Source organism: Methylibium sp. (assembly GCF_013817345.1).
Lineage (GTDB): Bacteria > Pseudomonadota > Gammaproteobacteria > Burkholderiales > Burkholderiaceae_C > Methylibium.
The window spans coordinates 1-14,704 of the sequence record NZ_JACDCW010000102.1 but is presented as its reverse complement, the minus strand read 5'-3'; the positions used below and the strand labels follow the sequence as shown (position 1 = coordinate 14,704).

Sequence of the window (14,704 nt, the reverse complement as noted above, 5' to 3'; positions counted from 1 at the left end):
CGGCGCTTCGCAGGCTCGATGCCTGCGAAGCGCCTTCTTTCTATATGGAAGAGCTGCGCTTCTTGCAAAGCTGTGGGCGGGTGCCCGGCGGCGCGCCTGTGCGGCGGCGAGCAGCGCAGGGCTCGTGGCCGGCGCGCGTCAGCGCGCTTCGTCAACTGACTCGTCGCGGTTGTTTGAGCGCAGTGAGCAAAGCGAACGAAGCGAGTTCCGCGACGCGGCCACGAGACCGAGCAGCGCAGCGCAGTCGCCGCGTAGCGGCGACCGCCGCACTGAAGCGCCGACGGGCACCCGCCCACAGCTTTGCTCCCGCCAAGCCGTCGCACCGCAATGCACGCTGAACGTCCGCAACGGGCCGCATCCAGACCCTCCGCGCTCGTTGGCGTTTCATTCGTCGCCGAAGGCGCACAGCGCCATGGACCACTGAAATGCGCCTGTCCGAGACCCGCATGCTTGCGACCCGCATGCCCGAGACGAACCCGCACGCGCTCCGGGCGCGCCGGCCCGCGGTCTTCATCGACAAGGACGGCACGCTGGTCGAGGACGTGCCTTACAACGTTGACCCGGCGCTCGTGCGCTTCGCGCCCCACGCGCTGGCGGGCCTGGCGCTGCTGGCGCGGGCCGGCTTCGCACTCGTGGTGGTGACCAATCAGCCCGGCCTGGCGCTGGGCCGCTTCAGCAGCGACGCGTTCGAGCAGTTGCGTCGCGCGCTGGTGCGGCGGGTGTTCGACGAAGCCGGTGTCGTGCTGTGCGGCGTGCACGCATGCCCGCATGCGCCGCACGCCTCGGGGCGCCCCGTATGCGCCTGCCGCAAGCCCATGCCTGGCCTGCTGCGCGAGGCCGCGCTCGAACACGAGCTCGATCTGACGCGGAGCTGGATGGTCGGCGACATCCTCGACGACGTCGAAGCCGGCCGGCGCGCCGGGTGCCGCAGCGTGTTGCTCGACGTGGGCAACGAAACGCTGTGGGAGCACGGGCCGCTGCGCGAACCGCAGCACTGCGTGGGCGATCTGCTGGAAGCGGCGCACAGGATCGTGGAGAGCTCCGTATTACTCCCTCTCCCTCTCCCTCGGGGTGAGGGTGGGGGCCAGCGCGGTCGCCCCTCACCTGCTATGCGCGCCCCGGCTTGCAAGCCGGGGCCGCTCGACGGGCTCGCCGCATGCGGCTCGAAAGCCCCGTCTCGCCCCCAACTCTCTCCCCAGAGGGGCGAGGGAGCGATACCTTCTTCCCGAACGGGCGAGGGAGCAATGCATTCTTCTCGAACAACCGAGGCAACAGCATGAATGCCCAACTCGCTCGCGTCGAGACTGCCCGCTGGCGCTGGCATGCCGCGCGCAACGTGCTTGCCGTGCGGCTCGACAACCTCGGCGACCTGCTCATGACCACGCCGGCCCTCGCCGCCGTGCGTTGCAGCCTGCCCAAGGCGCGACTCACCTTGCTCACTTCGCCTTCGGGCGCCGTCCTGGCGCCGCACCTGCCGGTGGTGGACGACGTGATCGCCTTCGAGGCGCCGTGGGTGCGTTCCACGCACCTCGGCAGCGCGAGCGAGACCGCCATGCTCGGCCAGGCCGAGGCGCGAATGATCGATCGGCTGGCGGAAGGCGCCTTCGATGCCGCCATCATCTTCACCGTCTGCACGCAGAGCGCGCTGCCGGCCGCACTGTTGTGCCGCCTGGCCGGCATTCCGCTGCGTTTGGCGCACAGCCGCGAGAACCCCTACGATCTCTTGTCCGACTGGGTGGTCGACACGGAAATCTTCGGCGACGGCATGCGCCACGAAGTGGAGCGCCAGCTCGCGCTGGTAGCTGCAGTCGGCCTGCACCCGCAAGACGAACGGCTGCGCTTCAGCTACGCGGCGGGCGATGCATGGCGGCTGCGCGACCGCCTGAGCGCTGCGGGGCTCGACCCGTACAAGCCGTACTTCGTGGTGCACGCCGGCGCCACCGCTTCATCGAGGCGCTATCCGGCCGAGCAGTTCGGTCGGGCCGCCGAACAGATCGTTCTGCAAAGCGGCTGCACGGCGATCTTCACGGGCGATGCCGGCGAGCGCGCGCTGATCGCGCAGGCGCGTGCCGTCATGACGCAGCCCTCCCTGTCGCTTGCCGGTGAACTGCCGCTCGGCGAGCTGGCCGCGTTGATCGCGGGCGCCGAGGTGCTGGTCAGCAACAACACCGGGCCGGTGCACATCGCCGCGGCGGTCGCCACGCCGGTGGTCGACCTGTACGCCCTCACCAACCCGCAGCACACGCCCTGGAAAGTCAGTTCGCGCGTGCTCAATCACCCCGTGCCCTGCCGCAATTGCCTGAAGAGCGAATGCCCGCTGGGCCACCACGATTGCCTTGAAAAGGTCGACCCCCAGGCCATCGTGCGGGCCTCGATCGAACTCATGGGCCCCGGACCTGCGGTGCCGCTGAACAGCGCCGTGATGAGCAGCGTGCTTCGGCAGCGGCCCGTCGAGCGCTCGATGCTGGCGCAGGCCACGCGATGATCACGCTCGGCATCAACGCCGCCTTCCACGATTCGGCCGCCGCTCTCGTGATCGACGGCGAGTGCGTGGCCGCCGCTGAAGAAGAGCGCTTCTCGCGCATCAAGCACGGCAAGCGGCCGGTGCCGTTCTCGGCGTGGGAACTGCCCTTCGGCGCCATCCACTATTGCCTCAGCGAAGCCGGCCTCACGCTCGGCGAGCTGGACCACGTGGCCTACAGCTTCGATCCGCGCGACTTTCTCGGCGACCGGCTGAAGGGCGAGGCCACCGTCACGCTGCCGCTGGAACCTTCGGCCCACGCCGTGAAACAAGGCGAGGGCGGCTGGGAGAACCCCTGGGACCCGCTGTTCGCCGCCTACATCGTCAACGCGCCGCGGCAGCTCGTCGACGGCGCACCGCACCACCTGACAAAGCGCTTCGCCGGCGGCAGCCACGAGCGTTCGCCCTACCGCTGGCACTTCGTCAACCACCACACCTGCCACCAGGCCAGCGCTTTCCTTGCTGCGCCTTTCGAGTGCTGCGCCGTGATGACGCTCGATGGCCGCGGCGAGCGCGCCACCACCACCTACGGCGCGTGGCGTGGCGACCGTTACGAGCCGCTCGGCGCGGTGCACATGCCGCATTCGCTGGGCATCCTGTACGAGAAGGTCACCAGCCACCTCGGCTTCCTGCATTCGAGCGACGAGTACAAGGTGATGGCGCTGGCCGCCATGGGCAAGCCGCGCTACGCGGGCCACCTGCGTGAGCGCGTGCAGGTGGGCGAGGGTGGCGCTTTCACGATCGCGCCGCTCGACCTGCCCGCCTGGTGCGGGCCGGCGCGCGTGCCCGGCAGCGCGCTGGAGCCGCGCCACTTCGATCTGGCCGCCTCGCTGCAGCAGGTGCTCGAGGAAACTGTGCACGAGCTGGCCGTGTGGCTGCGCGAAGCCAGCGGCGAGCGGCAGCTCGCGATGGCTGGCGGCGTGGCGCTCAACTGCGTGATGAATGCAAGGCTGCGGGACAGCCGGGTGTTCGAAGCGGTCTGGGTGCAGCCGGCAGCAGGTGATGCGGGCACCGCGCTTGGCGCGGCCTTGTGGATCGATGCGCGTGAGCGTTTGGGCGAGGGGCCGGCGATGGGCGAGGCCGTCCCCCTCACCCCAACCCTCTCCCCCTTCAGGGGCGAGGGAGCCGAACCGACGTGTGTGGGAGGAACACTCCCTTTCCCGCGACTGGGAGAAACACTCCCTCTCCCGCTTGCGGGAGAGGGTCGGGGGCGAAGCGGGGCTTTCGAGCCGCATGCGGCGAGCCCGCTGAGCGGCGTCGGCCTGCAGGCCGACGCGCGCACTGCAAGTGAGGGTGAGCGCGCCGCGCTCTCAGGCACCGACCGGCCGGCGCCGGTGGCGCTTGCTGCCGGCCGCTGGCACATGAAACACGTCTACCTCGGCCCTGGCTTCGAGGACGACGAGATCGAGCCGCTGCTGCGCTGGGCCAAGCTGAGCTACCGGCGCCTCGGCAGCACCGAAGGCATCGCCGAGGCGACCGCGGAGCTGCTGACCGAGAACCGCATCATCGGCTGGTTCCAGGGCCGCATGGAGTTCGGCCCGCGCGCACTCGGCGCGCGCTCCATCCTCGCCTCGCCGATCGATCCGGCCATGCAGCAGCGCCTGAACGAACTCAAGGACCGCGAAGACTTCCGCCCGGTCGCGCCGGCGCTGCCGCAGGAGGAACTCGGCCAGTGGTTTTCTCCGGCCGAGGCGAACGGCGGCCGCTCGCCCTTCATGCTGTTCATCTACGACACGAAGCCGGGCCAGGAGGCGCGCATTCCCTCCGCCTGCCACAGCGACCGCACCGCGCGCGTGCAGACGGTCGATGCCGCGACCAACCCGCGCTTTCATGCACTGCTGGAGGCTTTCGGCCGACGCACCGGCGTGCCGGTGCTCGTGAACACGTCTTTCAACGTGCGCGGGGAGCCCATCGTGTGCACGCCGCGCGATGCGATCGAGGCCTTCTTCAGCACGCCGCTGGATGCGTTGGTGATCGGGTCGTTTCTGGTGGAGAAGAAGGGGACGGCATGAGCGACATGAAAAGTGTGCCTGGCCTGCGCGGTTCGGCAGAGTCTTCGCTCCCTCTCCCTCTGGGAGAGGGTTGGGGTGAGGGCGGCGGCCTCGGAGGTAGCTCGAACGGCGAGGTCGGCTGGCCCTCACCCCAGTCCTCTCCCAAAGGGAGAGGGAGCAATGCGGAGCTGGCTCAAGACGCACGGCATCGCCATGCCGGCGAGCGAGGAAGCAATGCAACGCCCCGTCTCTCCGTCGTCATTCCCACCTACAAGCGCCCCGAGTTGCTGCGCCGCTGCCTCGACGCGGTGCTGGCCCAGCAACTGCCCCCCGAGTCCTTCGAGATCATTGTCGTCGACGACGGCCACGACGACTGCACGCAGGCCGCCGTCGAAGCGCTGGCCGCTGGCAACCCCGGCGGCCCTGCGCTGCGCTACCTGCGCCCCGCCCAGGGCCGCGGCCCGGCCATCGCCCGAAACTGCGGCTGGCGCGCCGGATTCGGTGCGCTGGTCGTCTTCACCGACGACGACACGATCCCGGCCCCCGGCTGGCTGGCGAGCGGCGAGCGCGCCATGGCCGAGGGCGGCCTGACGGGCCTGTGCGGCCGCGTGCAGGTGCCGTGCGCCGATCCGCGCCGGCGGCCCACCGACCACGAGCGCATGACCCGGGGTCTCGAGACGGCGGAGTTCGTGACCGCCAACGCCTTCGTGCGGCGCAATGCGCTGGTGCGAATCGGCGGCTTCGACGAACGCTTCCAGCGCGCCTGGCGCGAAGACTCGGACCTGCAGTTCCGTCTCATGGACGAGTGCGGGCCGGTCGGGCGCTGCGAAGAGGCCGTCGTGCAGCACCCGGTGCGCCCCGAGCGCTGGGGCGTGTGCCTGCGCCAGCAGCGCAACGCCTACTTCGATGCGCTGCTCTACAAGAAGCACCCGCAGCGCTATCGGCAGCGCATCCGCCGCGTGCCGCCCTGGAACTACTACCTGATCGTGGCCCTCGCCCTGGCGACGCCGCTGCTGCTGCTGGCCGGCCAAGCGTCTGCCGCGATCACCGCTGCGCTGCTGGCGGGGGCCTTCGTGTTGCACCTGGCCGCGCAGCGCTTGCGCCATACGGCGCTCACGCCAGAGCACATCGGCGAAATGCTGCTCACCTCGGCGCTCATTCCGTTTCTCTCGGTGTACTGGCGGCTGCGCGGCGCGATCCATTTCCGGGCGGCTTTCCTGTGAGCGGCTCCGCCCTGTCGCGCCGCAACGGCAGCCCGACGCCGCGCGAGGCGGGCGTCTTGCCCGAAGACGTCCGGGCCATCGAGCGCCGCACGCAAACCGCACCGCCGCTCGACGGCCCGATCGAGCGCATCGCCGTCTTTCGCGCGCTGATGCTCGGCGACATGCTGTGCGCGGTGCCGGCGCTGCGTGCGCTGCGCCACGGCTTTCCGCGCGCCCGCATCACGCTGATCGGCCTGCCGTGGGCCCGCACGCTCGTGCAGCGGCTGGACTGCGTCGACGACTTCATCGCCTTTCCCGGCTACCCAGGCCTGCCCGAGGTGGCCTGCGATCCGCGAGCCTTGCCCGACTTTCTGGCCCAGGTGCAGGCGCAGCGCTTCGATCTCGCACTGCAACTGCATGGCAGTGGCGGCATCGTCAACCCGCTGGTGGCGAGCTTCGGTGCGCGGCAAACGGCGGGCTTCTTCAACGAACACGCCTGGCGGCCCACCGAGGACGCCGCGCTCTACGCGCCGTGGCCCGAGCAGGGCCACGAGATCCACCGCCTGCTCGGCCTGACCGACCATCTCGGGCTGCCGCGGCGCGGCACGCAGCTCGACTTCCCGGTGCTCGAGGCAGACCGTGACGCGCTCGCCGAGATCTGGCCCGGCGCGCGCGAGGGCCGGCGCTACGTGTGCGTGCACGCCGGCGCGCAACTGCCCTCGCGGCGCTGGCCACTGGAGCGCTTCGCCGAGGTGGCCGACCGGCTGGCCGAGGACGGCGCCACCGTCGTGCTCACCGGCGGCGCGCCTGAGGCCGATCTCGTCGAGTCGCTCGCGGTCCGCATCCGCGTGCCGCCCGTCAAACTGGTCGGGCGTACGACGCTCTGGACGCTGGGTGCTCTGATCGAAGGCGCCGAGCGCGTGGTCTGCAACGACACCGGCCTCTCGCACATCGCCGCGGCGCTGCGCCGGCCGAGCGTGGTGGTCAGTTGCGGCGCCGACGTGGCGCGCTGGGCGCCACTGGCCCGCGAACGCCACCCCGTGCTGTGGCAGCCGATGGCCTGCCGGCCGTGCAGCCACGCGGTGTGCCCCTTCGACCATGGCTGCGCAAGCGCCATCGAAGTGGCCGATGTCATGCATGCGCTGCAACCGGCGCTGCGCCGCGCCGCGCAACAGGAGCAGGCCATTCATGTCTAGGCGCCTGCGCATCCTCACGTGGCACGTCCACGGCAACTACCTCTACAACCTGACGCAGGTGCCGCACGACTTCTACCTCGTCACCGACGCGGCGCGGTCCACGCACCACGGCGGCCGCAGCGGCAGCCTGCCCTGGGGCGACAACGTTCACGAGGCGCCCGCCGATCGCTTACAGGAAATGCCCATCGACGTGCTGCTGTTCCAGTCGCGTGCCGAGTGGGAGGGCGACCGTCAACAGTTGCTGAGCGAGGCGCAGCGCCGGCTGCCCTGCATCTACCTCGAACACGATCCGCCGCAGGAGCACCCCACCGCCACGAAACACTGGGTGGACAACCCCGAGGTGCTGCTCGTTCACGTGACGCCTTTCAACGCGCTGATGTGGGACAGCGGCGCCTGCCCGGTGCGCGTGATCGAACACGGCGTCAAGCCGCTGGTTTCCGCGCGCTACACCGGCGCGCGCGAGTGCGGCATCGTTGTCGTGAACAACATGGCCCGGCGTGGGCGCCGGCTCGGCCTGGATATCTACCGCGACATGGCCCGGGAAGTGCCCCTGTCGCTGGCCGGGATGGGCAGCGAGGAACTGCAGGCCGATCGTCGATCGGCGGCGCGTCCCGGTGCGAGTGCCACGGACCGCCGCAGCGAAAGCCGCGGCGAGATCCTCGGCGAGGTGAACCAGCTGCGCCTGCCGGGGCTGATGGCCGAGCACCGTTTCTTCTTCAACCCGATCCGCTACACCAGCCTCGGCTTGGCGGTGATCGAGGCGATGCTGGTGGGCCTGCCCATCGTCGGGCTGGCGACGACCGAACTCGTCACCGTCATTCGCAACGGCGAGAACGGTTTCATCGACACCCGGCCCGACCGGCTGGCCACCGCCATGAAGCAGTTGCTCGCCGATCCGGCACAGGCCCGCAGCATGGGCGAGGCGGCGCGACGGACCGCCGAAGAGCGCTTCGGCATCGAGCGCTTCGTCGCCGAGTGGAGGCGGGCGATCGACAGCGTGACGGGATGAGCGGTCTTGCTTGCCAAGGCACCGCCGACAAAGGTCGGCATGCCAGTTGCCGCAGCCACTGCGCATGAACGACACCGAGCCCTCCGCAGCCGACGCCGAGCAACTGCTCGAGTTGTGGCGCACGCAGCTTCGCAGCCATGCCCTGCTCCTGTTGGACGCCGAAGCACGCGTCGTCTCGGCGCTGGGCGGTGTCGAGGAAACGCTGGGCTACCGCCCCGATGAGCTGCAAGGCCAGCCGCTCGAAAGACTCTTCACCGCCGAGGACCGTGCGCTCGGGCTGGACCGCCACGAAGTGGTCACCGCCAGGGCCACGGGCACCTCCGCCGATGACCGCTGGCATCTTCGCAAGGACGGTTCGCGTGTGTGGATCGACGGCGTGCTGACCGCACTGCAGGACGCCGACGGCCGGGTGGTCGGCTTCGCCAAGATCATGCGTGACCGGACCGACCTCCGCGCGCAAATCGAAACCCTGGAAAACGAGCTCGCCGCGCTCGCTGGCGGGCAGGAGCAGCGCGACATCTTCATCGCCACGCTCGCGCACGAGCTGCGCAACCCGCTCATGCCGCTGAGCAACGCCGCCCAGCTCATTCGCATGATGGCCAGCGACGACCGGCTGCGCTTTCCGCTGCAGGTGATCGACCGTCAACTGGCCCAGCTCAAGCGGCTGGTCGACGACATGATGGACGTGACCCGCCTCGACGTCGACAGGCTCGAACTGCATCTGCAGCCGCTGGTGCTGCAGGCCGCGCTCGGGCAGGCGGTCGAGCTGTGCCGCCCCGGCGCACAGGACCGGCAGCTCGCGCTCGCCGCGCTGATGCCGCCGGCGCCGATCGAGATCGAGGCCGATCCGATGCGCTTCGAGCAGATCATCGTCAACCTGCTCAACAACGCGATCAAGTACACACCGAGCGGCGGGCACATCTGGGTCAAGTGCACGGTCGAGGCGACCCGGGCGGTGATCCGCGTCGAGGACAACGGCAACGGCATCGCGGCCGACATGCTGCCGCGCATCTTCGATCTCTTCACGCAGGAGTCGAGCGCCGGCTCCGCGGCCAGCGGCGGGCTCGGCATCGGCCTGGCACTCGTCAAGAGCCTCGTCGCCCTGCACCACGGCATCGTCGAAGTGCGCAGCGAAGGCCCCGGCAAGGGCAGCGAGTTCACCGTGCGCCTGCCGCTCGTGCAATCCGCGCCCACGCCTGCCTGATGCTCGCCGGCCTGCCGCAGGGCGGCAGAATGCCGGGGTTCCTGCGAGACGGTGCGAAAGCAAAAGCCCGCGGCCCGCTCACCCGGGCCGGCCAAGTCTGGCGGCCTCCCGAAGGGTCCGTGGTTGAGCACATCCAGGTGCAACACACGCTCCCGCAATGCCGATGTTGGACGGAACGGAACCATGAGCGTCGAAGCGTTGAAGCACGAGTGGCTGTCGGGGGGTGGCGAGATGTCGGCGCTGATCCGCGCCACGGACTGGGCGGCCACGCCGTGGGTCCCATCGAATCGTGGCCGGTGAGCCTGTGCCTGGCGTCGAACTTCCCGATCAACATCATCTGGGGGCCGGAGGCGATCCAGATCTACAACACCGGCTACCGGGTCGTTTGCGGAGCAGCACATTCGCGTGCCCCGCGCGACGGCTTCATCGATCTCAGCTACCACCCCTTCCGTGAATCGTCCGGAGAGATCAGCGGAATCCTCGGCACCGTGGTCGACGTGACGGAACAGGTACGCGCCCGCAAGACGATCGAGGACGTGGTGTCGCAGCTCACTGAAGAACGGGAGCTTCACGAGCGATTCGTGACCACGCTCACGCACGATCTTCGCGGTCCTTTCAGCGTGATCCTTACCGGCGGTGTCCTGGCGGCAGCGCGCGGGTGCAAAGCGACCCGGTGGGCGGCACGACGTTCTTCGTTCGCTTTCCGATCGAAGGAAGCGCTTCGGCTCGAGAGGCAGGCGTGTAGGGCAAACCAGCTCGGCGTGCGCGGGCTCGTCGGTCTGGCGCGCCGAGCGGGCGCCCTGCTTCACGGTCGCAGCTTTGCGAGGGCCCCGTTAGACTGCGGGCCTCCCGGGAAACGGCCGCAGTCGGCGCCGTGCGGGTCACGCGGAAGACTCGTTTGAACGAACGCTTCGACGACGGTGCGGCGGCCCAGGCGGCTCTGTTCGGTGGCGGGCAGATGGGCCGGCTCATGCGCGAGTGCGACTGGTCGCGCACGGCGGTCGGCCCGGTGCAGACCTGGCCGCAGAGCCTGCGCACCGTCGTGCGCGTGCTGCTCGATTCGCGCTACGCCATGTGGATGGCCTGGGGCCCCGAGCTCAGTTTCTTCTGCAACGATGCCTACCGGCCCACGCTAGGTCTCAAGACCGGCTTCCTCGGCGCGCCGGCGCGCACCGTGTGGGCGGAGATCTGGCCCGAGATCGGCCCGCGCATCGAGCACGTGCTCGACAGCGGCACCGCCACCTGGGACGAAGGCCTGCAGCTCTTCCTGCAGCGCAGCGGCTTCGTCGAGGAGACGTACCACAGCTTTTCCTACAGCCCCGTCTACGACGACGCCGGCCGCGTGGCCGGGATGCTGTGCGTCGTGTCCGAAGTCACCGAGCGCACCATCGCCGAGCGGCGGCTGGCCCTGCTCGCCACGCTCGCCAGCGCCACCTTGTCGGCGCAGGATGCGGAGCAGGCTTGCGAGCAGGCCGCCGCGTCGCTGGCCGGCGATGACGAGGATTTGCCCTTCACTTTGCTGTATCTGCTGGACGACGATGCGCCCGTCGCGCGCCTCGTGGCGCAGACCGGTTTGCCTGCCGGAGCGAGCGCCGCCCCCCTTCAGGTGTCGCTGGTGGGAGACGACGCCAGCGAGCAGGCCACGGTGGCATCCGGGCAGCAGGGCACTGCAGCGGCGTGGCCCTTGAGTTTGGTTGCCCGCACCGGCGCCGCCTGCACGTTGGACGAACTCGCCGAACGTCACCCGGGCCTGGTGGCCGGGCCCTGGCCCGAGTCGATCACGCAGGCATTGGTGCTGCCGTTCACGCGTCCCGGTGCGAACGAGCGGCCGGCCGGCTTCCTGGTGGTCGGTGTAAGCCCGCGGTTGCCGCTCGATGCCGGCTACCGGCGCTTTCTCGACCTTATCGCCACCCAGCTCGGCAACGCTGTATCCGATGCGCGCGCTTTTGCCGAAGAAAAGCGCCGCGTGCAGGCGCTGGCCGAACTCGACCGCGCCAAGACCGTGTTCTTCTCCAACGTGAGCCACGAGCTGCGCACGCCGCTCACGCTGATGCTCTCGCCGATCGACGAGTTGCTGGCCGCCGGCCCGGCGGGCGCCGATCCGGCCGAAGCGCACACGCAGTTGCAGCTCGCGCAACGCAACGGCCAGCGGCTGCTGCGGCTGGTCAACACGCTGCTCGATTTCTCGCGCATCGAGGCCGGCCGGCTGCAGGCCCGCTTCGAGCCGCTGGACCTGGCCGCACTGACCGTCGATCTGGCCAGCGTGTTCCGCTCGGCGATGGAGCGTGCCGGGCTCGGGTTCGTCATCGACTGTCCGCCGCTGGGCGAGCCGGTGTTCGTCGATCGCGACCTGTGGGAAAAGATCGTCCTCAACCTGCTCAGCAACGCCTTCAAGTTCACCTTCGAAGGCGAAGTGCGCGTGACGCTGCGGGCGGACGCCGAGTCGGCCTACCTGACGATCAGCGACACCGGCACCGGCATACCCGAAGCGGCGATGCCGCACCTGTTCGAGCGCTTCTACCGGGTCGACGGCGCCCAAGGTCGCAGCATTGAAGGCAGCGGTATCGGCCTGGCCCTCGTGCACGACCTCGTGCGCCTGCACGGCGGCGAGGTGGCGGCGCACAGCCGGACCGGGCAGGGCAGCCGCTTCGCGGTGTCGGTCCCGCTCAGGCGCGCGCATCTGCCGCGGGAGCGCGCTGACGTTGCGGCGCTGCCGCACGAGAACTTGCTGGATGCCGATGTCTATCTCGACGGCGAGCCAGAGGAAATACGCGACACCGCCTGGGGTTCGCTGGACGCGGCGAGCGGCACTTTCTGGACCGCCACCGCAGCGTCGGCCGCCGCCTCGCTGTTCGACGCCCCGGACGCGGCGGATGCCCCGGCCGGGGCGAAGGCCGCCGACGACACGCGACCGCTCGTGCTCGTGGCTGACGACAACGCCGACATGCGCGGCTACCTGCGCCGGCTGCTCTCGGCCCACCACCGCGTGATCGTCGCGCCCGACGGCGCCGCCGCGCTGGCGCTGGTGCGCACCGAGCGGCCCGAGCTGGTGCTGAGCGACGTGATGATGCCGCGACTGAGCGGCTTCGAGCTCCTGCGAGCGTTGCGTGCCGACGCCCGCACCGATGGCGTGCCGGTGATCCTGCTCTCCGCCCGCGCCGGCGAGGAGGCGCGCATCGAAGGCCTGGCGGCCGGTGCCGACGACTACCTCGTCAAGCCCTTCAACGCACGCGAGCTGCTCGCGCGGGTGAGCGGCACGCTGGCGCTGGCGCGCCTGCGCCGGGAGCGCGCCGAGCGCGAGGCAGCGCTGCGCGCGGAGACCGAGAACGTGCTGGAAAGCGTGACCGAGGGCTTCGTCGCGACCGACGCGGACTGGCAGGTCACTTACGCCAACAGCGCGGCGGAACAATTGGTGTCGATCCGGCGCGAAGACATGCTCGGCCGCACGATCTGGGAGTTGTTTCCGGGCCTGGCGGGCCATTCCTTCGAGGCGACGTACCGGCGCGCCATGCGTGAGCGCGTCTCGGTGCGCGTGGACGACCGCTACGAGCCGCTGGGCGTGTGGTTCGAGGTGAACGTCTACCCGGTGTCGGGCGGCGGGCTGGCCTTCTATTTCCGTGATGTGCTCGCCAGCCGCCTGCTGCAGGAGGCGTTGCGCGCCAGCGACGTGCGCAACCGCCTGCTGGTCGCGCTCGACGACGCCACGCGCACCCTGGACGACGCCGACGAGGTGGTGGCCGTCAGTTCGCGCCTCATCGGCCAGCACTTCGGTGCCGACCGCTGCGCCTATGCGCAGGTCGAGGCCGACGGCGAGCACGTGCGGATCGGCGGTGCCTACTGTCGCGAAGGCGTAGCGCCGATCGATGGGCGCTTGCGCCTGCTCGACTTCGGCGCCGAGGTGATTGCGCCTCAGCAGGCCGGCCACGCGCTCGTCGTGAGCGATGCGGCCAGCGACCCGCGCGTCGGCGATTCGCTGCAAGGCTGGCAGGCGGCCGGCATCGCCGCGGCGGTCAGCGTGCCCCTGCTCAAGAACGGCGCGATGCTCGCCACGCTGGCGCTGCACCAGAGCCTGCCGCGCGCCTGGAGCGGCGAGGAGACCGAAGTGCTGCGGCTGGTCGTCAACCGCTGCTGGGAGGCGGTGGAACGCGCCCATGCCGTGCGCGCGCTGCGCGAGAGCGAGCACGAGTTCCGCGTGCTCGCCGACGCCATGCCGCAGATCGTCTACGTGACCGAAGCCGACGGCCGCACCTCGTTCGTGAACCGCCAATGGAGCGAATACACCGGGTGCAGCAATGTCCAGGCCGCAGACCTCGCGGCCGTGGTGCACCCCGAGGACATGGCCGAGCTCGCGCATCGCTGGCAGCAGGCGGTCGATGCCGGCACGACGCTCACCGCCGAGTTCCGCCTTCGTCACGCCCGCACCGGCCGGTACCGCTGGTTCCTCACCCGCGCGCTGCCCAGCCGCGACGGCGCGGGGCGCATCGTGCGCTGGTACGGCACCTCCACCGACATCGACGCACACAAGCTCGGCGAGCAAGCGCTGCGCGCCAGCGAGCAGCGCTTCCGGCGCGTGGCCGATTCGTTGCCGCACAGCGTGTTCAGCTTCGACGCGACCGGCACGGCGGTCTGGGTCAACCGCCATGCCGCCGAATTCGCCGGCAATGCCGAGCTGTTGCTGGCTGCGCGGCGCTACGAGCTGATCCACCCCGACGACCGCGACCGCGTGCGCGCCGCCTGGCGCCATTCGCTGGCCACCGGCGAGCCCTACGAGGCCGAAGTGCGCATGCGCCGCCACGACGGCGTATGGCGTTGGACGCTGAGCCGCGCCGTCGCGCTGCGCGACGAGGCCACCGGCGACATCACCGAATGGATCGCCGGCAGCGTCGACATCGATGAGCTGCGCAGCGCGCAGCAGGCGTTGCAGGAAGCCGACCGCCGCAAGGACGAATTCCTCGCCACGCTGGCCCACGAGCTGCGCAACCCGCTCGCGCCGTTGCGCAACGCGGTGCACATCCTGCAGATCACGCATGCACCCGAAACGGCGGGCCGCGTGCACGCCATGATGCAGCGGCAGATTGACCACATGGTGCGGCTGGTCGACGACCTGCTCGAGGTTTCGCGCATCACCGGCGGCAAGATCGACTTGCGGCGTGCGCCGGTGCAATTGGCCGAGGTGCTGCGCGGCGCGGTGGAGACCAGCCGCCCGCTCATCGAGGCCGCCGACTTGAAGCTCGAGCAGCGCATCGCCGAGGAATCGATGCTGCTCGACGCCGATGCCGTGCGCCTCGCGCAGGTGTTCGCCAACCTGCTCAACAACGCCGCCAAGTACACCGACGCCGGCGGGCGCATCGAGCTCGCCGCGCAGCGCGAGAACGACCAGGCGCTGGTGACGGTGCGCGACACCGGCATCGGCATCGCGGCCGACATGCTGCCGCGCGTGTTCGACCTGTTCACACAGATCGACCGCGACCGCGGCCGCTCGCAGGGCGGCCTGGGCATCGGCTTGTCGCTGGTCAAGAGCCTCGTCGGCATGCACGGCGGAAGCGTCGAGGCGGCCAGCGCCGGGCCGGGCCACGGCGCA

At 70.2% G+C, this 14,704-nt stretch carries 9 protein-coding genes; all 9 read left to right on the top strand.

Annotated elements, in window-relative coordinates; all coding sequences use genetic code 11:
• Positions 1–446: 446 nt before the first annotated feature.
• Positions 447–1,280, top strand: coding sequence for a D-glycero-alpha-D-manno-heptose-1,7-bisphosphate 7-phosphatase (locus H0W40_RS16255; RefSeq protein ID WP_367153831.1), 834 nt, complete (start codon positions 447–449; stop codon positions 1,278–1,280).
• Positions 1,277–2,485 carry a glycosyltransferase family 9 protein gene (locus tag H0W40_RS16250; RefSeq protein ID WP_292448221.1) on the top strand — a complete coding sequence of 403 codons (1,209 nt, stop codon included), beginning with the start codon at positions 1,277–1,279 and terminating at the stop codon, positions 2,483–2,485. The genes H0W40_RS16255 and H0W40_RS16250 overlap by 4 nt, the downstream gene beginning before the upstream one ends.
• Positions 2,482–4,533, top strand: coding sequence for a carbamoyltransferase C-terminal domain-containing protein (locus tag H0W40_RS16245; RefSeq protein WP_292448218.1), 2,052 nt, complete (start codon positions 2,482–2,484; stop codon positions 4,531–4,533). Before H0W40_RS16250 ends, H0W40_RS16245 begins: the two co-directional genes overlap by 4 nt.
• On the top strand, positions 4,530–5,735 hold the full coding sequence (locus H0W40_RS16240; RefSeq protein ID WP_292448216.1) for a glycosyltransferase family 2 protein: 1,206 nt from the start codon (positions 4,530–4,532) through the stop codon (positions 5,733–5,735). The genes H0W40_RS16245 and H0W40_RS16240 overlap by 4 nt, the downstream gene beginning before the upstream one ends.
• Complete coding sequence (locus H0W40_RS16235; RefSeq protein WP_292448213.1) at positions 5,732–6,910, top strand: glycosyltransferase family 9 protein; 1,179 nt, start codon at positions 5,732–5,734, stop codon at positions 6,908–6,910. The genes H0W40_RS16240 and H0W40_RS16235 overlap by 4 nt, the downstream gene beginning before the upstream one ends.
• Positions 6,903–7,919 (top strand): glycosyltransferase family 4 protein, encoded by a 1,017-nt coding sequence (locus H0W40_RS16230; RefSeq protein ID WP_292448210.1) that lies wholly within the window; start codon positions 6,903–6,905, stop codon positions 7,917–7,919. Before H0W40_RS16235 ends, H0W40_RS16230 begins: the two co-directional genes overlap by 8 nt.
• Before the next feature lie 64 nt (positions 7,920–7,983).
• Positions 7,984–9,123, top strand: coding sequence for a PAS domain-containing sensor histidine kinase (locus H0W40_RS16225; protein WP_292448207.1), 1,140 nt, complete (start codon positions 7,984–7,986; stop codon positions 9,121–9,123).
• Between the two features lie 272 nt (positions 9,124–9,395).
• Positions 9,396–10,025: a PAS domain-containing protein gene (locus tag H0W40_RS16220; RefSeq protein ID WP_292448205.1), complete on the top strand. Its 630-nt coding sequence runs from the start codon at positions 9,396–9,398 to the stop codon at positions 10,023–10,025.
• On the top strand, positions 10,022–14,704 hold a 4,683-nt coding region (locus H0W40_RS16215), incomplete at its 3' end, for an ATP-binding protein (RefSeq protein WP_292448203.1). The genes H0W40_RS16220 and H0W40_RS16215, both read left to right, overlap by 4 nt.

Bases quoted from the DNA above. Each gene is read 5' to 3' on its own strand.
- H0W40_RS16255 (WP_367153831.1), top strand. From the start codon at position 447: ATGCTTGCGACCCGCATGCCCGAGACGAACCCGCACGCGCTCCGGGCG.
- H0W40_RS16240 (WP_292448216.1), top strand. From the start codon at position 4,530: ATGAGCGACATGAAAAGTGTGCCTGGCCTGCGCGGTTCGGCAGAGTCT.
- H0W40_RS16225 (WP_292448207.1), top strand. From the start codon at position 7,984: ATGAACGACACCGAGCCCTCCGCAGCCGACGCCGAGCAACTGCTCGAG.
- H0W40_RS16230 (WP_292448210.1), top strand. From the start codon at position 6,903: ATGTCTAGGCGCCTGCGCATCCTCACGTGGCACGTCCACGGCAACTAC.
- H0W40_RS16250 (WP_292448221.1), top strand. From the start codon at position 1,277: ATGAATGCCCAACTCGCTCGCGTCGAGACTGCCCGCTGGCGCTGGCAT.
- H0W40_RS16245 (WP_292448218.1), top strand. From the start codon at position 2,482: ATGATCACGCTCGGCATCAACGCCGCCTTCCACGATTCGGCCGCCGCT.